Annotated in this window: 16 protein-coding genes and 1 tRNA gene; 8 read left to right on the top strand and 9 right to left on the bottom strand. The window is 42.1% G+C overall.

What is annotated here, in order from left to right:
* Window positions 1-225 precede the first annotated feature (225 nt).
* Together VPNCDNU1_RS24770 and VPNCDNU1_RS24775 are read left to right on the top strand one after the other, a co-directional pair.
* Complete coding sequence (locus tag VPNCDNU1_RS24770) at window positions 226-1,200, top strand: hypothetical protein (RefSeq protein ID WP_104402846.1); 975 nt, start codon at window positions 226-228, stop codon at window positions 1,198-1,200.
* Window positions 1,197-1,508, top strand: a complete 312-nt coding sequence (locus VPNCDNU1_RS24775) for a hypothetical protein (protein ID WP_104402847.1) — start codon at window positions 1,197-1,199, stop codon at window positions 1,506-1,508. Before VPNCDNU1_RS24770 ends, VPNCDNU1_RS24775 begins: the two co-directional genes overlap by 4 nt.
* An 88-nt stretch (window positions 1,509-1,596) precedes the next feature.
* On the opposite strand, the gene VPNCDNU1_RS24780 is transcribed toward VPNCDNU1_RS24775, so the two are convergent.
* Complete coding sequence (locus VPNCDNU1_RS24780) at window positions 1,597-4,758, bottom strand: Ig-like domain-containing protein (protein WP_104402848.1); 3,162 nt, start codon at window positions 4,756-4,758, stop codon at window positions 1,597-1,599.
* A gap of 217 nt (window positions 4,759-4,975) precedes the next feature.
* Window positions 4,976-6,703, bottom strand: a complete 1,728-nt coding sequence (locus VPNCDNU1_RS24785) for a choice-of-anchor I family protein (RefSeq protein ID WP_104402849.1) — start codon at window positions 6,701-6,703, stop codon at window positions 4,976-4,978.
* A 486-nt stretch (window positions 6,704-7,189) separates the two neighbouring features.
* Between VPNCDNU1_RS24785 and arfA the strand changes: the two genes are divergently transcribed.
* Window positions 7,190-7,408, top strand: coding sequence for a ribosome alternative rescue factor ArfA (arfA, locus tag VPNCDNU1_RS24790; protein WP_104402850.1), 219 nt, complete (start codon window positions 7,190-7,192; stop codon window positions 7,406-7,408).
* Between the two features lie 53 nt (window positions 7,409-7,461).
* Here arfA and VPNCDNU1_RS24795 read toward each other — a convergent pair whose 3' ends face one another.
* A complete protein-coding gene (locus tag VPNCDNU1_RS24795; protein WP_104402851.1) occupies window positions 7,462-7,821 on the bottom strand; it encodes a diacylglycerol kinase in 360 nt (119 codons plus the stop codon).
* A 257-nt stretch (window positions 7,822-8,078) separates the two neighbouring features.
* Between VPNCDNU1_RS24795 and VPNCDNU1_RS24800 the strand changes: the two genes are divergently transcribed.
* Both VPNCDNU1_RS24800 and VPNCDNU1_RS24805 read left to right on the top strand, forming a co-directional pair.
* Entirely contained in the window at window positions 8,079-9,035 is a 957-nt protein-coding gene (locus VPNCDNU1_RS24800; RefSeq protein ID WP_104402852.1) for a DHH family phosphoesterase, read from the top strand.
* 77 nt (window positions 9,036-9,112) lie between these two features.
* Window positions 9,113-9,826 (top strand): DUF1223 domain-containing protein, encoded by a 714-nt coding sequence (locus VPNCDNU1_RS24805; RefSeq protein ID WP_104402853.1) that lies wholly within the window; start codon window positions 9,113-9,115, stop codon window positions 9,824-9,826.
* 53 nt (window positions 9,827-9,879) lie between these two features.
* On the opposite strand, the gene VPNCDNU1_RS24810 is transcribed toward VPNCDNU1_RS24805, so the two are convergent.
* Entirely contained in the window at window positions 9,880-10,833 is a 954-nt protein-coding gene (locus VPNCDNU1_RS24810) for a nucleoside recognition domain-containing protein (protein ID WP_104402854.1), read from the bottom strand.
* Window positions 10,834-11,244: 411 nt separating this feature from the next.
* On the opposite strand from VPNCDNU1_RS24810, the gene VPNCDNU1_RS24815 reads away from it, so the two are divergent.
* Window positions 11,245-11,709 (top strand): Lrp/AsnC family transcriptional regulator, encoded by a 465-nt coding sequence (locus VPNCDNU1_RS24815; protein WP_104402855.1) that lies wholly within the window; start codon window positions 11,245-11,247, stop codon window positions 11,707-11,709.
* A 116-nt stretch (window positions 11,710-11,825) separates the two neighbouring features.
* Window positions 11,826-11,899: transfer RNA gene (locus VPNCDNU1_RS24820), tRNA-Gly, on the top strand.
* A gap of 122 nt (window positions 11,900-12,021) precedes the next feature.
* Here the strand turns inward: VPNCDNU1_RS24820 and VPNCDNU1_RS24825 are convergent.
* The 3 genes from VPNCDNU1_RS24825 to VPNCDNU1_RS24835 form a co-directional block, all read right to left on the bottom strand.
* Window positions 12,022-12,270, bottom strand: coding sequence for a hypothetical protein (locus VPNCDNU1_RS24825; protein ID WP_104402856.1), 249 nt, complete (start codon window positions 12,268-12,270; stop codon window positions 12,022-12,024).
* Window positions 12,271-12,891: 621 nt separating this feature from the next.
* The gene (locus VPNCDNU1_RS24830; protein WP_104402857.1) at window positions 12,892-13,503 is read right to left on the bottom strand and encodes an outer membrane protein; all 612 of its coding nucleotides are present in this window, start codon (window positions 13,501-13,503) and stop codon (window positions 12,892-12,894) included.
* 148 nt (window positions 13,504-13,651) lie between these two features.
* Window positions 13,652-15,517 (bottom strand): ABC transporter ATP-binding protein, encoded by a 1,866-nt coding sequence (locus VPNCDNU1_RS24835; RefSeq protein WP_104402858.1) that lies wholly within the window; start codon window positions 15,515-15,517, stop codon window positions 13,652-13,654.
* A 603-nt stretch (window positions 15,518-16,120) separates the two neighbouring features.
* Between VPNCDNU1_RS24835 and VPNCDNU1_RS24840 the strand changes: the two genes are divergently transcribed.
* Window positions 16,121-17,116: an arginine deiminase-related protein gene (locus VPNCDNU1_RS24840; protein WP_104402859.1), complete on the top strand. Its 996-nt coding sequence runs from the start codon at window positions 16,121-16,123 to the stop codon at window positions 17,114-17,116.
* A gap of 2 nt (window positions 17,117-17,118) precedes the next feature.
* Here VPNCDNU1_RS24840 and VPNCDNU1_RS24845 read toward each other — a convergent pair whose 3' ends face one another.
* Together VPNCDNU1_RS24845 and glgX are read right to left on the bottom strand one after the other, a co-directional pair.
* The gene (locus tag VPNCDNU1_RS24845; RefSeq protein WP_237324216.1) at window positions 17,119-18,822 is read right to left on the bottom strand and encodes a sensor domain-containing diguanylate cyclase; all 1,704 of its coding nucleotides are present in this window, start codon (window positions 18,820-18,822) and stop codon (window positions 17,119-17,121) included.
* 292 nt (window positions 18,823-19,114) lie between these two features.
* Complete coding sequence (gene glgX, locus VPNCDNU1_RS24850; RefSeq protein ID WP_104402861.1) at window positions 19,115-21,064, bottom strand: glycogen debranching protein GlgX; 1,950 nt, start codon at window positions 21,062-21,064, stop codon at window positions 19,115-19,117.
* Between the last annotated feature and the right edge of the window lie 522 nt (window positions 21,065-21,586).

Here is a 21,586-nt window from a genome sequence, read left to right on the forward strand (position 1 = left end):
TACCCAAACTTTGTAACATATATCAGCTAATGAAGTAAGGGTCTCATATTAAGGAACAACTAAGTGATTATGTTCAATTATACGCAGTGCTATAAATATAAATTACTGAAATTAAAGGTGTAATTAAATATTGGGTAGGGTGGTGTTATCTAAAAATTCGTGCATGAGGTCACAAATAGTCAACATTATATGTGCAAGTATGTTTTTCAACACATGAAGTGAGCGATGAAAGTTAAAAGGATGTTTACGAAAAATGCAGTAGCAATGGCTACGATATTGGTACTTTCGGGGTGCTCTAACGTGCCGGAAAATAAAGTTGCAGATTTTAGCCAGTCTGCGACCAACATGCTTGAACATGTATCTGGGGTCGTTAGTGAATACAATCAGGCGAAATCTCACCGTGATCTCACCCATCTTGCCGCTAAATATAATGGTTCCTCTAAAGCAAAGCTAAATTCCGATGAGTTTGAGCCTTTAGCAACTTACCAACTTCCAGAAAATTCTCCCATTATTGCAATATCAAAAGCGCTTCTCGCTTATTCCAAAGCACTTAATGATTTGGCTTCTGCCAACAATGGGGTGGATGCGGAGTTGGCAGCTTTGAATTTGTATCAAGCCGCAGAGTCGTCACAATGGGTTAGCCTGCCCATACCAAAAGAAAAGGAAGGGATAGCTCAAAGTGCGCTGGTGGCTCTGGTTGGAAGCTACAGTGAAGAAAAAAAGCAGCGGGCGCTTAAAAAAGTCATTACAAACTCTGATGCAATCGTTTCTCAGCTTAGCTTTAGGCTTATCGAACTGATTGAAGAACATCAGATTGGCACGGCAATTTATCTATCGCGCTCATACGTTTTAAGCGAAGAAGTTCAGGATTTCAATCGAAGAGCAAACATTCGTCAGATACCACTAAAAGCCAGCCGAGAAGAGATAGAGCGATTGTATGCACAATGGGAAGAAATGGCTGCTACACCTATTCTCATACAGCAAACGATCAAAGCTATTGATACATTCCGAATGAGCCATAATCAGGTGGCAGAAAGCCTCAATAGTGGAATGTTTACCAAGGCGACGTTGGTGCAAACTCAAGCTAGGATGAAAGATGTCACTTCGCGATTCAATACAACAAAAGGTTTACTAGAAAATTGTGAAGAAGGTGTTGAGGTCGTTGATAGTAAGCTAAGTTGCAAAGGACAAAACAAATGACGGACGCCGTATTTAAAGAGATTCAAGCTAGTATGAAGGCGCTTAACCGAGCAGCGCAATCAGCAACTGGTGACGAACAATTCGAGATTCGAGATCAACAGCACACGCTGTTTATACGGCTGGATCGTTGGGTATTAGCAAAATCGGAGAAACCTTCCAATGAGGTCGCGATTGCCATCGATCTGCTAAAGCAGCAGCAAAAAGCCGCGATGGAAGCAGAAGACGCTCTGGATTCTCACGCCAAACTGTTGGAGATATCTAAGAAGGTTATTGAGGCCATTGATAAAATTTTGGACGCAGTAGTTTGAGTATACCCAAGTATCTTGAGGCCACTTGGGTATCGGTTTGAATGAGTAAAGATTAGGGTGTATTAACCCTAATCTCTATCCAACCTTTCTACATCAAAGTCAGGTGGTCTATGAGCGTCACGACGTTTTTATGCCCTCGAACAATGATTCTCGCTTCAAAAACACCAGATGGAAGCGACACCTTGTATGAACTTAAATTATCAGTAGATGCCGGCGCATAACGATTTTTTCCCGGTCCACTCTTTCCGTTTCCTACCCCAGGATTATCAGAATAACTGCCGTTGTAGTTTTGCCCAGTAGGTAATCCACTTTTATGCAGTACTTTTGCGTCGTTCCACTGGCTTCCCACACGGTACTGGATTGCAAGTTCGCCGACTTTCTCTTGGTTATAGGATCCTAGTGATACGTTGATCTGTTTGATCTCTCGACTACTATTGCTGGTAAACGCGATGTTGGCGTTATTACCACGCAGTAATAGGGTTGAACGCCCATTGGTGTCTGTTTGATTACTTACCTTTACACTGACATTGCCGAAGTTTTTTTCGATGTTTTTCCCCCACGCCGCAGCATTGGCCTGTGCCGAACCAATTAGCTCGTCTTGGGTAAACGAGAGCGACAACATATTGCCAATCTGGAGTTGATTTCGAACAGACCAAGTGTGCCCTGTAATCCAATTACCATCTACTTTACTGTCAACACGCCAATATAAAACTTCATGAGCATCATTTATCTCCACTGTCCGAGTTCGAGAAGTCCCCAACACTTGGGAAAATAAAGGATGGCTAAGGGATGGCTCATAGCCATATACCAGTTTGAAGTTGGTGGCTTTATCATGTTCCCAAGCCAACGTTATAGGCTTATCGAAGAAAACGGCTTGACCGTTGTAAGGCGAATTCGTATAAGCAGGGTAAACACCTTGAGCAATTTGTGAGACTTGTGCAGGAGACAAAGCATAAGTGAAAATCTGTACGTCATCGACGTCCATGTTTTTGGAGAGGAAGTCCGTTGATGTTTCCCAGATACTCGGATTTTTCTTCCCAGCATCGGAGTTTGTGGTTCTCATAAACCAAGGACCATAAGACTCTGTATGCAAATCTCTCCCGGAACTGTACCAATAATGTGTTCCACCAGGATAAATCCCCCCAAAGTTTGCAGGCAAAGGTACATCTTCAACAAAGTGAGTCGGGTTGTTGTCTAATGCCATTGGGATAGCCACACCATCGACGTAAGTCGTCACTGTGTTCGCTTCTCGGTTGATTACCCAAGTGATGATGTGTGGTTTATTGTCATTCACTGTGACAGCATCTGGAGAGGCAAATGCATGGATCTCATGTGGGCGTTGGCGAAAGTTTTGCTGAGTAAAGAATTGACGACCTACAAGCGTCCATCCTAGCCCTTTAGCAGGGGAGCCGCTCAAAGCAACGCGATGCTGATTTCCGTTAAAGTAAGATAAAGCGTAGCCATCATCGAGTTTTCCTTGCCCTATCAATGAAAGCTCTTGGATTGTTTTGTGAAAGTCACCATTACTTTCACGAGACACAAAATCGCCGTCTTGCGTGAGTACTAGAGAAACCGAAAAGCTGGACTGACCGGGGGCGAGATCGTGCGGCATATAGTCGCGCAACGTCATCGTGTTGTTTTTTTCATAAACGGTATCGTATCCTCCTTCTTTTAACACCTGCTGGGTAAACCCTAAGTTAGGGTATTTAGGGTTGCGGTGAAGAAGGGAAACAAACTGTTCTTTGCCGGCAAGATTATGTGCTTGGTCGACTGGGGTCGTTTTAAAATCTTTGGTGTTATAGGGTTCTAGGTCCGTGTGACGAGTAAATTGACTTTTCTTAAAAAAGGCAACTCTAGAGTCGGATATGACTTTTACATGGACTTCAGATTCATCTTTCATTCCCGTGTCATCAATGATGGTGTAGTGAAAGTGGTCATCTCCAACAAACCCTTTAGGCGCTTGGTAGGTGGTTTTACCATTGGGTTCCCAAGAGATACTGCCATAGGCAAGTGAGCGCGAATCCATACTATGAATTTTGATTGTACCTCCAGACAGTGGACCGTTGGCATCAAAATCATTGTCCAATACATTGAGAGTAGCTTGACCATCTCGCGATACATCAACGTGATCGATATTCGCGTTAGGGCTTATAGGGGATTGCAAAGCTCCTACAATTGTTCCTCGTGTTGCTGCTGGAGAAGATTTGATCACAGATATCGCGTTGGTTGGGATCAGCTCTACAGCACCCATGACACTGTTGGTTTCTACTCCGATATCATGCCCCAAATTAAATGCGTGACCGACTTCATGTAGCGTGCACCAAGCCGATACGTTGAATTCACAGAAGCTGGTTAGCCCAGCGTTTGCCCCTGAGTTTTTTGGTCCAGTGAAATAGTGAAATAACGAGAACTTGCCTTTCAGTGCTCTTCTCAATGCCGTTTGTTGGTCTTTTTGAGCTATGTTCCCCGACTTTTGAGTGATCAAGCCTCCGGGGTAACTGAAGCGAATCAGCGCATCTCTTGTAAACAAATAATCCAGTAAATTTGCCATGTAATCCATGCCACCAATGGCTGACTCTAGATTTTTGCTAAAGATCTTTGTGTAACTGTCTTCCGTTGCGTGGAAAGTGATGTCTGCTCTTTGTAGATAGAAATCCTTAATACTCGGTATTGGGCTGCCTAATGAGGGTTCAGGAAGTACGTGAGTGGTTGAGACTGGTCTCAAGTCTTCTGGCGATCGGTTCAGCGTTATAGATGAGCTTGCGACAACGGCTGATTTTGTTTTTACCTTTAGGTTTTTGATTTCCCAAGATTTGATGCCACCATAAAATACTTTGCCATAAAACAGATTATTACCATCGATATACCCAACTATGCTCGATTCAGGTTGACCGACAACTCTACCCCTATAGCTGCGCACTTCAGGAACGTATTTGAGCGCTTCTATTTGGTTTGACTTGTCTGTGTTTAACACATAGAAGGCGGCATTTTCTTGCCTGACAGAAAATTTTTGCAGTTCCACAGTATGTGGTCGCCCCGCAACTTGAACGACAGCATTGAAAGAATAAGGCAGCAGTTCGTGATCAGAAACCTGGTGACCTGGTTGGGTCGGTTTAGTGGGCTTTTGAGTTCCTGGAGTAGTCGGTTTATTTCCATTTGCGCCAGCGTGAGAAGAAGAAGGTGAATCTCCTCCACAGCCTGATACAAGACTGCTCAGTAATAGTGTGAAAAGGAATGTTTTTAAATGCATATTTGGGCTCAGGCTATGAGGTGGAAGAGGGTTGGGTTCGTTAAGGTTTTCTCGATAAAATAATGCGAGATAAGCAAAATCGCTTTGAAAGAAAAATTGTATAGGAAGGGTAAGTGTCGGTTTTTTAAAGCGTTAAACAAAAAGCGGCGAACGTAAAGGAAGTACAGAAATAGGCTCCCGACGATAAGCCGAAAGCCAAATATGAGAGATAGGGGGGTTATTTCAAAGAATAAACAGAGACTGTGCCGCTTACTTCATTTGCTACAAGTAATAGAGGGTGCTTTATCGGGCTGTCTTGTGAGCTAATAAATTTGAACCCTTCAGGTGCTAAATCGCCAGCTTCACGGAATTGCCCAGAGACAGCGACAGGATCAGCATCGTCATCAATTTCAAATGTGGTAGAAAAATCGCGATTAACAATGTAGTCAACGAATTTGGCGTTGTCTGGTTGCGTAATATCGTAAATCACAAACCCACCCATACGTTCTAGCCCTATAAAGGCGTAGTCTTTTTCGTTTATTTTTCCTAAAGCGAGCCCTTCAGGCTCTACTCCTTTGTCGTCGGAACGATTGTCCATTTTGTTTTTGGTTTCGTTCGTATTCAACATGTTAGGGTATCGCTGCGCCACTACTTTTTCGATTTCACCAGCACTGTCAAAAACTTGTTTCCCATTCTCGTCCCATATCGAAAACGAGCGTCCACCGTAGGCGATGACTTTTTCATAAACACCATCTCCGTCGCTGTCACCCATGGCGGTTGTGACTTTAAGGCGACCTAGCTCTAGCTTCGACAAATGGGCGGCTTGAGGGTGGTTGGGGCTAAGGTTTAGCTTACCTGCACGAGTTTCTTCGCTATAACCTAAACACCCATCCTCTTTGTCGTACTTTTTGCCACCAGCCTGCAAGCACGCTGCTTCACTTGCCGCAGAAAACCAGTAATCACGAGCGTCGCCTTCGTTTGCCGTGACAACATATTGTTTCCCCGAACTTTGATAGGCTGCAATCGTGTCGGGTTGATACAAACCAAAAACACCTTCCCATGTACGAATGTTCACTTTCCCATCTTTGTCACTCACATCTAATGCGTTGGGTACATCGCCATAATCTTTCAGCCCCAGCCCTACTACCTGAACAATTTTATTCGCTCGAATATCAACTTTCGCCATCGCATTATTTTCTTGTAGAGTTACCCATGCGAAGAGGCTGTCAGGACTAACCGCGATATACTCTGGTTCTATATCCTGAGCCAAGCTTGTGCCAGTTGGGCTAGCAAATTTGAATCCTTGTTTTAGAAGGTTGGATTTTTGTGATTCAAAATTTTCAAACGTCATATGAATCGCGAAATCTTCTGGCATACCGTTTTTGACAGAGATTTTAGATATGGATCCTTCCGGATCAAGAGAATAGTCCTTGCTAGGTTCGGCTTCGTTTGCAACCAAGACAGATTGACCGTTTGGCGTGAAGGTGACCATATCTGGAAGCGCGCCCACTTCAACTGCTTTCAAAAATGTGGATGAATCGCTCTTAAGGCGATAAAAAAGGATCACCCCAGAGGACTGCTTGTTTTCATTGGCAACTGCAATAGCCAATAATCCATCATAGATAGAGAGCGAGTTTGCATTACCTAAGGGGATTTCTTTTCCTGTATTAAGTGTCACGCTTGTTGGTAAAAAGAGCGATTTTGAGCGTAAAGTATCTGCTGTTGTTGGGTTCGAAATTGGTTCTGAAGGGAGGTTGTTCAACGACAGAATGTCGATACGGTTTTTTGCACCATTAACGACATATGCAAGGTTAGTTCGTTTATCGAAATCGACAATTTCCGTTGCACCTTCACCATAAATACCCGACTGGTAACGACCAATAAGATCAATCTGTAAAGGGTTTCCCCATGATTGGGTAGACATGAAAAGAGCGCAATAAGCGCTCAATAAAGTAATGTATTTCATCCTTAAAAATCCTTCTATCCATAGTTAAAACAGAAAGTCTGAAGATGAAAGATGACACTGCCATGTCAGTTTAATGCGCTTAATATGACGATTAGTTTAAACTCATAAAATCTGCTGACAACAATATCATTGTGTTAAGGCTGTCTTAAATCCGTATGCCAGTTGGTACGAGTAGTGTTGTACTGATATTCGTAAAACGACTTTATTTCCTCTCGATATTCTTTCCCGAACTCATCCAATAAACCTGCGTATTTTTCAGGGCCGTTACCATAAACAAGGCAAAGCGTTTGAAAATATAGTTCAGAGCAATATAGCTCAGAACAATATAATTCTGCGCTACTGAATAGACAGAAAGCAGTGCTGCACAAAAACAGGTCGTCATGGTGTATTTCATAAAGACAGTTGAGGTTATGTTTCTAAAGTTAGCATTGACTTTCCTAACTACGAACGCCAATATTGCCTGCGAATTAAACAAAGGAGCCTAACATGGCAAAGAAACGCAAAAATGCGAAGCTTGCCACTGAAAATGTGGTTGAGATACAACACGAACACGGCAGAGGTGTGATTCAAGATAACGCACTTAAGGCGATAGTCACCAGCGAGCTTTATAAAACCCGAGTGGTTAAAGCGAAGAAAGGGAAAGGAAGTTTTAGTCGAGGCAACAAACATAAAGGGAAAGAGCCCTATTCAAAGCAAGCTGCATAATTGCTTTCTTTGAATAGGGCTCTTTCATTTTGGAATTCTGGAACCCGGCCAATCTATAGGAACAGAATACCTATCCAGACAAGCCCCGCCAGTGATAAGGCGACAAACACCGCTGCTGAACCAATGTCTTTAGCACGCCCGCTTAACTCATTCCATTCAGAACCAAAGCGGTCTACCACAGTCTCAATGGCAGAATTGAGCAGTTCAACAATGATCACCAAAAGCACAACACTGATCATGGCAACTTGTTCTAGCGGAGTTACGGGCAAGAAAAACGTCAATGTGGTGAGAAATACGAGCAATACCACTTCTTGACGAAAAGCCGCTTCATTTATCCACGCAGCTTTTAAACCTTTCATAGAGTAGCGTGTTGCATGCACGACACGAGTAAGTCCGGTAGCACCAGGTTTCATTATTTTCCTACAGTGTTCAAAAAATCAAAGCACGCATTGTATACCTAAATAACCACTATACCCAAGTAACCTCAAGATACTGGTTCAACGAGCCTTGCGTAGATTCTTACCATATGTTTTTTAGAGAATATTTTATTCTATTTTCATAGATTTAATTTCGTTGACAGGATCACGACAACACTTACTCTATACGTGTGCTCTACCAATGTTGCGTTAGCGAGTTGAGCATAAGGATTGTGCAATAGAATGAGATATGGATGAATTACGATATATTTAATGGCGATGCAGACGGCATAATCGCCCTGTTACAGCTTAGGCTGAATCAACCTAAAGACGCGGTTCTTGTTACTGGCGTTAAGCGTGACATTAAGCTCATCAGTAAAATCGATGTTCAGCAAGGAGATGACCTGACTGTCCTCGATATCTCAATGGAAAAGAACAAAGCCGATTTGTTAAACGCGCTTGAGATAGGTGCAAAGGTATTTTATGCCGACCATCACAGACCGGGTGACATTCCTGAAGATGATAATCTACAAGCTCATATCGATACCGACCCAAACACCTGTACGGCTTTGATTGTTGATAAGCTCCTTATTGGGAAATACCGCTTGTGGGCTATCACGGCGGCATACGGCGACAATATGATTGCACGAGCGGATGCCCTTGCTGATCAAATTCCATTGACCAAGGACCAAAAAGAGCAGTTGAAAGAATTTGGTACACTGGTGAATTACAATGGTTACGGCGCAACAGTTGAAGATTTGCATTATCACCCTGCGGATTTGTTTAACGCTTTGTTGCCGTATTCGTCTCCATTTGATGCAATTCAGCAGTCTGATTCTCCTTATCACGTGCTTAAATCCGCCTATGAGAGTGACTTTGCTAACGCCTTAGCGGCGAAAGCGACCCATCAAACGGATTTGCTAACGGTCATACAATTACCAGACGCGCCTTGGTCTGGAAGGGTTAGTGGAGTGTTAGGAAACCATTTGGCCAATTCAACCCCGACGTCCGCTCACGCTGTTTTGACTAGCAACACAGACGGCTCTTACACAGTCTCGCTACGTGCACCGCTAAATAATAAACAAGGTGCAGGGCAAATTTGCAGTGAGTTTCCAACTGGGGGAGGGCGTGAAGCCGCGGCTGGGATAAACGCATTGCAGCCTTCCGATTTACCGCGTTTTATTGAACGTATAGAGTCCTACTACCGCTAGGCTCTTCTGCAAGTAAAATGAAAGAAATTAATGAATTTGTAGGTCTGTCTGTTTGAGTCAATAAACGGACAGCACCCATGAACAACCGCTTCTTCACCATACTTGGGCTTAGTGCGACAGCCCTCTTAATGTCGACATCTGTATCAGCTCAAACTTGGACACACCAAGGGCAACCAGCACAACTCGTTGAGTTGTTTACATCTGAAGGGTGTTCGAGTTGCCCGCCAGCTGATCGATTCTTAAGTAAATTCCAATCTTCAGCAAAGCTATGGGAAGAGATCATTCCAGTTGCGTTTCATGTCGATTATTGGGATTACTTAGGGTGGAAAGATGAATTCGCTCACCCTGCTTACAGTCAAAGACAACGTTTGTATCGCGCTTATGGGTCAATCAGTTCTGTCTACACGCCAGGTTTTGTTGTTGATGGAAAAGAGTGGCGCGGATTTTTCTCACGAAGTCCACTTCCTACAAAAAGCCAGAATGATCGCGGGGTACTCACGCTCGAAAAGAATCAAGATAACTTTTCATTAAAATACGATCAGAAAGGTAAATACACAGCGCACTTAGTTTTGCTGGCTATGGATGAAAAAACAAAGATTAAAGCTGGAGAAAACAGAGGACGGGAATTGGAGCATGATTTTGTGGTTTTGAATAAATACCAGATGAATGCAGAACAACACTGGGACTTCCAAAATATCATGGTATCTAATAATGCGGATGCTGTCGCTGTTTGGCTGACTCAGGGGAATCAGAGTCAGCCAGTTCAAACCGTTGCGGGTTATATTCGTTAAGGTTTTTTGGTCATAGTTGGTTCAGATATAAACGATCACTTGTTTATCTGCAATTATGTTTTATCTGCAATTATGTTGGATTGAGGACTTGGGCGCTTTAGTAATCGCGCCCATATTGCGATCACTATGATCGAGAACGCTATTCTTCCCCAAAGCACTGCGTAAATGTCGGCACCCAGCAGAAGAATTAGTAACGTATCTTCAATAATACTATGGCATAAGCCTAAAAAGCAGACGACGATCAATGTGTCGCGTTTTGAGACTTTTCCCTGTTTTACTTCATTGATTAGCAATCCAGCACCAAAACTTAGACCAAGCGTCATCCCAATAATAGTGATGTTAGTTGCCTCTTTCCCAATGGTGAGCCCTTTCATTAATGGGGAAAGGGCTATGTGGAGCAACCTTTCTATTCCCAATAACCGCAGTAGCTTTAGCAATGTCATCAATATGGCAATGATAATGTATATAGATATTAGCATTTGGCATTGGTCTAGAAGCCACTGAGACCAACTGTGACCGATAGGGTCAGGCTTCCAAAGCAATGAAACGGGAGTTTGCTGCCATCCGCCGATTTGGTATGTGATATGAGCGATCCATCCTATAACCAAACCACCACCCACTCGAAATGAGAGTGTTATCCACCACGGGACTCCTGTAGCTTTTGCTACCGCTCCTTCAATAGGTAACGAGTGTGCGAACAGTATAAGAAGCCCAAGAACCGAGATCTGTGCCCCTGTAAAATTTGATTGGCTTGCAATGTCGTAGAAAACCGCCATTGCAGTGTAAATATTGGTAAGAATAGCGACGGCCCAAACTAACCCCCACTCTTGAGGAAGCCCTAACACTTCCATTAATGGCGAAAGCGCTGAAGCTAAATACTGTGTCCCTCCAACCGTATCTAACACTCTCACAATAATGAGGGTAGGCACCATTATTTTTAGTAATGTCCAGTAAACACGGTTTATATCTTTTATTAGGTCAACGCCTCCTTTCCAAACGGCTTCCATAGGTACTCCTCATTCATTCTCGTAAGTTATTTGGCTGACTCTATTTTATTCCAAGGGGCGAAAAATAATTTTAGTTATAATGATTAAATATTTGCATAAATTTCTTTTTTTAATTAATTAAACTAATAATATTTCTCATTGCTAAAATCGCTACACATTCAAAGTGTTGGGGAATTGTATTTGTGGAAGCATAAACTGAACCAACATAAGAGACTTTTGGGTTAAATTGGACGTGAATTCCATAACGAAAGTTAAATAGTGAAACGCCAGTCTTTGAGTAAACTTAAGTGCTAGATTGTTTGGATGCTGGCAGACTTCAGTTTCGCAATTTAAGCGAGCGTGAACCGCATATCATGAGAAGCTAGGGTAGATGATGAACTGTTATCGAAGTGAAAACTTAGTAAGGTAAGTATGTTTTTAGATAAATTAGACAAAGCCATTTTAAGGCGTTTACAGGAGGACAGCTCTGTGACGAATGTCGAACTGTCGGAATCCGTTGGGCTTTCAGCTCCCGCTTGTTTTAAAAGAGTGAAACGGCTTAAAAAAGAAGGGGTGATTAGCAAGGAAGTCGCTTTGATCAATCATCAAAAGCTTGGTCCCATGATTCATATGGTTGTTGAAGTTATTATGGAGCGCGACCGACTGGATTTGAATCGCACATTTATCAATAAAGTGAATCAGACGATGGCAGTAAAAGAGTGCTATAAGGTAACGGGAGAGGTCGATTTTGTCTTAATTGTCGATTCTCCCACTATGGAAAGCTATGAATCACTTTGCGATGAGTTGTTGTATTCCAATCCAAACGTGAAGAACTTTCGAACTTTGATCTCCATGAACAAGGTAAAATACGACACGAGAATTCAAATATTCGATTAATGCTTGTTCATGTTGATTTAAAATCAAGCAACCAGTTGAGTTTCTAAGAAAAAAGTGACCTTTGGGGGTTCCAATTCTCAATGCTTGTGGCAATATAGAACTCGTTCCACGATGATGCGTGCATCGTATAATGGCATTACCTCAGCCTTCCAAGCTGATGATGCGGGTTCGATTCCCGCTGCACGCTCCAATCCTTTCGTTAGACTTCAATCCCTTATATTCCCATATAGATATCAATACTTAGCTTTTGCCGTTATAGAATTTGTGAGAGCAAAAGAGCGTATTCCTTTACCTTGCTCCCTCATTAGCGCCCTAATTTAAGAAAGCGCTGGATTCTGTGTAAGTCTCGATAGAAGTGCTAAACATCCACTCTCCATCCGTTAGTTTGTATGTCTCGATAAGTGTTATCTTTCCAACAGCATTCCGTTTATTTGCCACTGTATACACTTCTTTTGTTTCGCCTATGCGATGAACTTGAACCGATAATGTAATTAAGGGCGAGTTGTGGCGCTGTATAAAGTCTGTTTGGGTACGAGTTAGGTTTAAAGCAAATTGACTCATGTGTTCTATTTATTCCTTCGAAGTAGCTCAAAGATGTTCGTTGTTTTTGAGTGCTCCAACCATGCATTTTTTTGCAACGTAGTCATGTATACCTTCTCAAGGCATACGCGAAATATTATTGCTGTCAGGGCAGAGATTATGATCTGTATCTGAAATTTACTCAGTAGCTTATGTGGTATCTAGGAAGTCAATGTTTCATTATGTTATTTATATTTCTCATTATACCCAATTTTTTCTTATCTATATGAATCTAATGACTTAAATAATCTATCAATGTTACATTTAATTTTTGCAACCCATTCTTATAAATGAAATATTTTTCACTAAAAGCTCAATTGTTTGAGTTTTAAGATTTTGGGGTAGCCGTATTGAGTTAATACAATCATTTGTGCGGTTTCTTCCCCAAAGCTCAAGGTAATAAGGTGAAGGAATTAAAACTGAGCTATGTATTGAGAGTTAAAAGATGTTGTTTGTTGCACGTATCGGAAGGGTTTAGACTTGGTTTTTATGCTGCGTTATTGATCTAGGCTACTGTGTTTCCAGAGTAGAGTGCAGTAAAGAAAAGCGTATCTATAAGTGCTGAGCCAGCGCTTTTCTTCATTTTCAATGTAATGATAAATCTTAGAATCGATAAGAAGCGGAAAGTATCAAACTGTTAATGCGTCCTTTGCCATTAAATTGCTTCTGTGCACTGGAAAACGTGGATGTAAAGTCTTGCTTGGTGTACTCGATCCCCAGTAAGATTTTCTTGATCTGATATCTAGCACCAACTCCAAAACCTAAGGATGCGCCATGGCTGTACATGTCGACTGACTTTGAATGAATTGGACTGCTTCCCTGAATGGTTCCAAAGGCGAACCCAAGCCCAGCTTTACCGTAAACCTGTATATTTTTCATTGGGATATAGGTAAATACTGGAGAAAGTGAAAAAGTGTTCAGAATCACATCACTCTGCATTTTACTTCCTGCAAAATCGACGGTTTCTCCACTTTCTGAGAATTGCTCCATTCCCATCTCAAAACCAATGAGAGCATGTTCACTGCCCGTATACTCATTGGTTTGGAATGTGATGCCTAGACCAAGTGTCGTTCCTTCCAAATTTTCTGCACTGTGTTCGGCAGATAAGTTCGCCTTTCCAAGTTTAACGTTCAGCGTAAGGTCATTAATTTTTTCGTAAGCATTCGTTTGAAACGGTATTGAAAATAGCAAAAATAGAAGGTAGAACTTAGTCATATTTTTTACGAAGGCATCGTTTAAGAGATGGGGTATTTTACGATGAATATCACGTTATTGAGTGGCAGATTGGTAAGTAAGTGTAAGTGTGGAAGGGAAAGAAAAAGGCGGCATACTTGCCGCCTCTAAAGATCATACAAGCGTGAGCTTATACTTGGCTCGTTTCTTCTCTGGCTTCGAGTTCACAGTCTTCTGCAATGAAGCCACCCGTTTGGTGTGCCCAAAGTTGTGCATAAATACCACCAGACCGAACAAGCTCTTGGTGAGTACCTTGTTCAACGATATTACCTTTATCCAGAACAATTAAGCGGTCCATTGCAGCGATAGTCGAGAGACGGTGTGCAATGGCAATAACCGTTTTTCCTTCCATAAGCTCATTCAAGCTATGCTGAATTGCCGCTTCAACCTCAGAATCGAGTGCCGACGTTGCTTCGTCCATAATAAGCAGAGGTGCGTCTTTCAGCAGTACTCGTGAAATAGCAATACGCTGTCTTTGCCCGCCTGACAGTTTCACACCTCTTTCACCGACTTGAGCATCATAACCAACATTACCAAATGGGTCGGTTAACGTATCGATGAACTCATGAGCTTGCGCTTGTCTGGTTGCATTGATCATGTCTTCTTCAGATGCGTCGGGGTTGCCATATAAAATGTTGTCCCGAATCGAACGGTGCAGAAGCGAAGTATCTTGCGTTACCATGCCTATTTTAGCTCGAAGCGAATCTTGAGTGACCTCTGATATGTTTTGACCATCGATCTTGATACTGCCGCCTTCAACATCGTGGAAGCGAAGCAAAAGGTTAACCAATGTTGATTTACCTGCGCCAGAGCGTCCGACTAATCCGACTTTCTCGCCAGGTTTTATGTCGAGGTTAAGGTTGTCGATGACACCTTTGTTTTCACCGTAGTGGAAACTGACATTATCGAAGCTGATGCCTCCATGTTCTACATTGAGATCTTTGGCGTCTTTTTTATCTTCAATGGCTATCGGTTTTGATAGCGTATTAGCACCATCGACTACCGTACCCATGTTTTCAAACAGCGCAGTCACTTCCCACATGATCCACATCGACATACCATTAATACGCAACGCAAGGGCTATAGCAATGGCTATTGCACCAACACTGATGGCATTGTCCATCCAAAGGAAAATAGACATACTGGCTACGGCAAATACCATGATGTAGTTAGAAATCTCAACGCACACATCGAAGCCTGTTACCAAGCGCATTTGGCGGTGCACGGTGTCCAAGAACCCTTTCATACCTTCCTCGGCATACTCGGTTTCCCGCTTACTGTGTGAAAACAGCTTCACTGTGGCGATGTTTGTATAGCTGTCAACAATTCTGCCTGTCATGGTAGAACGCGCATCAGCTTGTTCTGCCGCGACTTTCTTTAAGCGCGGGACAAAGTAGATTTGAATGCATACGTATGCGGTTAACCAAGCCAGCATTGGGATCATTAAGCGCCAGTCGGCTTGTGCAAGAATCACTACTATCGACGTGAAATAAACCAAAACGTAGACAAAAACGTCACACGTTTTCATTACGGTTTCTCTTACGGCGAGAGACGTTTGCATAACCTTCGTTGCCACCCGACCTGCAAAATCATCTTGATAGAAAGAGAGGCTTTGTTTCAATAAATACCGGTGAGCCAACCAACGAATAGACATTGGGTAGTTACCCAGCATGGTTTGGTGAATAAGTAAGGAGTACACCAAAACGAGAATGGGCATAGCAACGAGTAACAGGAAGCCAAACCAAAGTAGCGTATCTCGGTTTTCCTGCCAAAAGGTCTCGGGGTTACTTTGGCTAAGTAAATCAACGAGCTGCCCCATAAAGCCAAATAAAGAGACTTCAATAATGGCAACTAAGGTAGCGAAAATGGCCATGATGACCAATGGGATTTCGTACCCTCTCGTATAATGACGACAAAAAGCGAAAATGCCTTTTGGAGGTTGTTCGGGCTCATCCTTGGGAAAAGCCTTCGTAAAGCTTTCGAACAGTTTGAACATATATCCTTCCTAATAGAATACGTCCCGCCGCCACCAATGGGCAGTGGGCTTATTAGCGCAACTGATTATTTTGTTTAAATTTAGGGTGATCGATTCAAAGAGGAGAGGAGCTCTTCTATTCGAACCCTAACTACTAAAGAGATCTCAAGGTAAAGGCTTGAAGTAGCTAGGGAAAACTCAGACTTTCTCTGTACACAAAAAGAATATCCGAGCCGTTTACTCTACACCAACATTAGCGAAATGTAATCAACTTAATGCACTGTTATTTTAGTGATCATGAAATTAACTTGTTATTAATTAATATCGTTACTTGAGCATCGTATTGAGTGTGGAAGTGTCTAAATGCTTTGTTTTAACTAAGGGTCAAAATGCAGTGGAACCATTGGAGTATTCAGTACTTAATGGATGAATGTATCGACCAGATATGCCTTGTTGGTTTAATATGTGATCGAGATGTGCGTTCAGTGATATTTTCGGTAAATTTGGATGATTACAGTGAATTGTTGGCTTTAGATTTCTCAAACTGACGTTATTACAGTGAAATAATGGTTAACATTGTGTTTACAATTCAAAGGTGTTCCAATCAAAGTTGTCAGGGAAAACATGTTTAACTCTCCTAATCAAAATGTCGACTCTCTGTTATACAGTGAGCAAGGTGTCCAGAATGCCAACTGTGTTGTTATGGTCCCACCAAAAGAGTTTGCGTTTAATGCGCAAACAGCAGCGGATAATGAATTTCAACACGCAGTAGACGAATCAACAGAAGTGATTCGTGAAAAAGCGATGTCAGAATTTAAAGTGATGGCAAAAACATTGCGCCAGAACGGAATTCAAGTTGTCGAATTTGATTACCCTGAATCGATGATTGAAACACCAGATGCCGTTTTTCCAAACAACTGGTTCAGTACGACCCGAAATGGCGAATTTTTCACTTTCCCTATGGCGTGTGAAAATCGAAGACATGAAGTAAGAACAGAAGCACTCGTAAAGGCACTTGAAAAAGCGGGTAGAAACGTTCGTTCAACTAACGACAGCCTTTTGATTTATGCAAATAGAGATGCGTATTTGGAAAGTACGGGGGTGATGGTAAAAGATCATATTAACCGTACCCTTTATGCAGCTTTATCCCAGCGTTGTGACCGAGAAGTTCTCGAAGATTACGCCAAGCAAATTGGTTACGACCGAGTGATCAGCTTTCAAACAGCATTACCTGAAACGGGGCATCCAATTTACCATACCAACGTGATGATGGCGGTGGGCGAATCATTTTGTGTGATTTGTGATGAAGTGATCCCAGAGTACGAGAGACGCTTTGTATTGAAATCGCTAGCAAAAGACCGTCAAGTAATCAGTATTAGCATTGAACAAATGAACCAGTTCTGCGGTAATATCTTGGAGTTACAATCGGTTAATGGTGATAAGTTGATCGCTATGTCACTGTCTGCATTCAATGCATTCAGCGAAGCGCAAAGAAAGCAGCTCGCTCAACACGGCAAACTGCTTCCATTTGATGTGGGAACCATCGAGACTATTGGTGGTGGTAGTGTGCGGTGCATGCTAGGAGAAGTTTTCCTATCTCCACGAGTCGCAACGCTTTAAGGTTAAGCGGCTTTCATCACTACCTGATTTTTCCCTGCATTTTTTGCTCGGCACAATGCAAGATCAGCTCTCTCTATTGTTGAGTGTTGATCTTGCGATGTTTTAGTCACCCCAATACTTACCGTTATGCTCAATTCCTTATCTTCATACAAGAAATCAATGTTTTCTATTTCATCTCTTAGATGTTCTATTCGCTCAAACGCTTCTTGTGCTGTAACCGCATCAAATAATATACAGAACTCTTCACCTCCGAATCGAGCAACACTGATGACGGTTGGGGCTGGGAACAATGAACTCATTGTCTTGGCCACTTCAATGATGATCTGATCGCCACAAAGGTGTCCATTTTTGTCATTGATGGACTTAAAGTTATCAATATCGATAAACGCTAGGTAGCGATTGGAATGTTCGACGGGCTGATTCAGGCGAGAATAAAAATACTGTTTGTTGTCGAGTTGAGTCATGCTGTCTTTGTTTTTGAGCTGATGGTTGAGAACAAAGTTAGACAAAGAAACTTGAGTGAAATCTCTGACAAGAAGTATCAAAGTTTGATAAGTAGGAATAGCACAAGAAAGGTAAATCACACCTAGCAACTTTTCCCGAACAATGAGTGGAATAGTATAGTGACGCGAGCGTATTTTTAACGTTTGAGCAAGTTCATCACCATGCTTTCCTAACGTGTAGCTCAAGTTTTTTTGATGAGTCAACCTGTCCGCTAATTGCTTGTTCTGCAATATCACGTTTAAATTCCCGTGATAGTCGATCGTGGAGAAGGTGTGTTGCTGGTGGTCATAAAGGCAGAGCTGAAAACCGCTATGGCTAAAGAATCGACGAAAGATGGTTTTGAGTTGGTTTTTGAACGTCAAAAGATCCGGTGCCCTATTCAATTTTTCGAGCTCTTGGTTTAACTGCAATGTAATGTATTTAACCGCTACTGTTAAAAACAATAAAGAACAAAACATGATTGCGGTTAGGCTAAATTGATAAGAGCTGGCGAGAATGTCTGCTTGCCCTGTACCAGATACAAATACCCACCCTAAATCGTTGTCAGCATCAAATACCGAAATCTTGTTGTCATTATTGTAATAGTATTCAATGGTTCCAAACCGAACCCCATTGTCTACTTGCTCTTCAATACCTGCACTATAGCTGATTGAACGTGTTCCAACACGTTGTGGATCAGGGTGAAATACCAACCGCTTTTCAGTGGAGTCAACAACAAAGACGTAGCCGCTTTCTAAAGTTCTGAGATCTTTAAAGTGTTGTGTTGTGTAAAAAAGATCGAATTCAATCCACATATTAAAAAGCAGTTTAGGGTTGGAGTGTTTGACGGCAAAAACCCAGTGATCCGGTTCTTTCTCATAAATAGAAGAAACATAAAACTTGTCACCATAATTGTGCAGTCGCTTCCAGCTAAGATCGTCAACTGAGCTTTTTGTTAAAGAAGTTCCGCGATAAGAGCGATAGTTATCTTTGGACTCGGAATGAAGAATAATATCGGAGTAGATAGGGGTTTCCAGCAAGATCTGCTGAACCATTTCTTGATAAGATCCAAAGCCTTTTTCAAGCCAAGTCTGCTCCAAAATGTAGAATTTACTCACTGTTGATTCTAAATGAGCCTGTATTAGTGAGCTGGCAGTTCGAATATTTGCCTGTGATTGTCGATATGCTTGGGTTTCTGTCTCCTTAAGTTCTTGATATGCCATATATAACATTCCAATTATCAGTAAGACGATAAATGGACGAATGAATTTTATTAATATTTTAGGTAAAGCCATAGACGTTGTTTTTTATTAAAATTTGGAAGTAGATCCCATTTTTGTATTCGTCATCTTAGACCTAAATTAAGCGTGTATCAATGCATATCTACTGGATGTATATAGCGAGGGCTGTTATTTGTTCGGTAAATGAAGTGAGCTAATTTATAAATTAAATGAGCTAAGCGTACCCAAGTGAAAATACGGTGATAATTTCTGAAAGAATGACTTGGGTATAGCGTCAATTGTGTAGAATCATGAGTGTCATAGGCGTGACCAGCTGCTCACCATGCACCTCTTCATCAAGTTTATGATTCAAAGAGGTATCGCATATGATTTGCCAATGCTGATCCTTAGATGCAGGCAATTTGTACCTTGCAGGGACACTTGATTGATTAATTAGATACAGAAGCTCTCGGCCATCTTCACCTATTCCCATGTGAAGGGCGATAGCGCTAACAACGTTCCAATCATCATGAGACATGACCTCGCTGTCGGTTCGGAGCCAAGTAATTCGGTTGTCGTTTCGGGAATGCCCACTAAATGCGCGTACAAATGGGAGCATGTATTTATTTCTTGCTGCGACAAGCGTAGCCAGCCAATCTTTGAAGTGTTTCTGCCGTTCAGACAGTTCCCAGTTTAGCCAACTAAGTTCATTATCCTGGCAGTAGGCATTGTTATTGCCATTTTGAGAGTGAGACAGAAGATCTGCCGTTAGGATATGGGGAACACCAAAACTAAACAGTAAGCTGGCCATAAAATTCCGCTTTTGTTTTTCCCTCATGGCTTTGATGAGCATGTTATTTGTATCGCCTTCTACTCCGTAGTTTGAGCTTCGATTGTCTCCATGTCCGTCTCGATTACATTCGCCATTTTTCAGATTGTTTTTGTGCTTATAAGACACCAAATCTTGCAGTGTGAAGCCATCATGATAGGTGACGTAATTGATTGTTAGCTTCTCTGGCCAGCGGCTTGCAGAGTATATGTCTCTAGAACCCATTAGGCGTGTGGCAAACTCTTTAAGATAGCCTTGATCGCCACGCCAAAAGCTACGGCTAATGTCACGGAACTTGTCGTTGCATTCATTCCAACCATCAGGGAAACCGCCAACTTGGTACCCATTTGGACCAATATCCCAAGGTTCAGCAATTAACTTGGTATCACGAAGAGAAGGGTCCTGTCTTACTGCTTGAAAAAAAGACGCTTTATGGTTGAAGTGTTCTCGGTTTCTCCCGAGTGTGGCCGCCAGATCGAACCGGAAGCCGTCAATATGATATTCCTGTACCCAGTACCTTAGTGTGTCCATAACTAAATTGAGGGTGGGTTGATGTGTTAAGTCTAAAGTGTTCCCACATCCTGTGTAGTTTGAGAAATGATCGTCGTGTACCAGATAATGTAATGGATCGAGCTTTTTAAGATTAAACTCAGGCCCGTCAGCACCACCTTCGGCAGTGTGGTTGTATACCACATCCAGAATAACTTCTATTCCGTTGCGATGGAGTTCTCTAATGGCAGTCTTTAATTCCCTAACTGCGTCTGCCTCTGCGTATCTAGGATCTGGAGCCATGAAGACAAATGGGTTATATCCCCAATAGTTTGCCATTCCTTTTTCAAGCAAATGCGGCTCGTGCATACAGGCAGCAATAGGAAGTAGCTGAATGGTGTTAATGCCTTGCTTTTGATAAAAAGTGAGCATTTCTTTACTTGCTAATGCACGGTAAGTCCCTCTTTGCGCCTTAGGGATCTCAGGGTGTAGCTTAGTTAATCCTTTAACATGCGTTTCGAACAAAATCATATCTTCAAGAGCACGTCTTGGCGGCTCGATCTCTTGCCAGTCAAACTCCGATGACGTAACGACGCTTTTGGCTAAAACCCAGCTTTTTTCAGGCGTATACGGTGGCACATAGTGAAGAGGCTTACTGAGTGCTTTGGCATAAGGATCGGAGATTAATATTTCGGAATCTTCAAATGGCAGGATAAAACCATAGTTTTGTCCTGGCTCAACACCCTCTAAGTATATGGCTTTCACACCATGCCCAAAGCTTTGAAGGGTATAGCTGACAAATTCGTTGTTTTTATCGAACAAGGCTAGACGAATATCTGTTTCACTGGGCGCGTGAACGGCAAAGTTGCAACCTGTGGAGTCTGGTGTCGCTCCGAGTGGGAATGGGCGTGCTCGTTTTTTATCCATGGCTAACTGTATTTCTATTCTTCAAGTTCAATTATCTGAGCAGTACAAAAGCTCTAATATGCTTAAGTTTATTCAGGAACTGTTTACTCAGGTTCTGGTTATTCAGACTTCTGCATAGTTCATTTCGACATGTCGAGTGGACAGAACTTGACGAATATGTTGATATGCATAAGTTTGAGTAATGGTTTAAGTATGATTTTTAATGACCGTACGTCAACCTTACTGAGCATTCTTTTTTAGAGAAGGAATATTTCCATTTCACATCATATGCGAGGTGTAATCTTGAACATGCTCTCGTTTGGTATGGGTCAGCTTGAGTGAAATTCGACGAAATTTTTCCACGCAATATGTTAAAACAGTGTTCGATTGTTTGATGTGCGCGATTTGATAGGTAGAGTAACTGGCTGATTTGTTTGAGCTACACAATTAAATTAGTTGTTGCGACATCTTTTAACACAATTCCCCCTAAAAATGCCCCCTCAAAAACGGTACACTACAGCTTGTATTCACCACCAGCAGTTT

Origin of the sequence: Vibrio penaeicida (assembly GCF_002933855.1) — a bacterium.
In the GTDB taxonomy this organism is placed as follows: domain Bacteria; phylum Pseudomonadota; class Gammaproteobacteria; order Enterobacterales; family Vibrionaceae; genus Vibrio; species Vibrio penaeicida_A.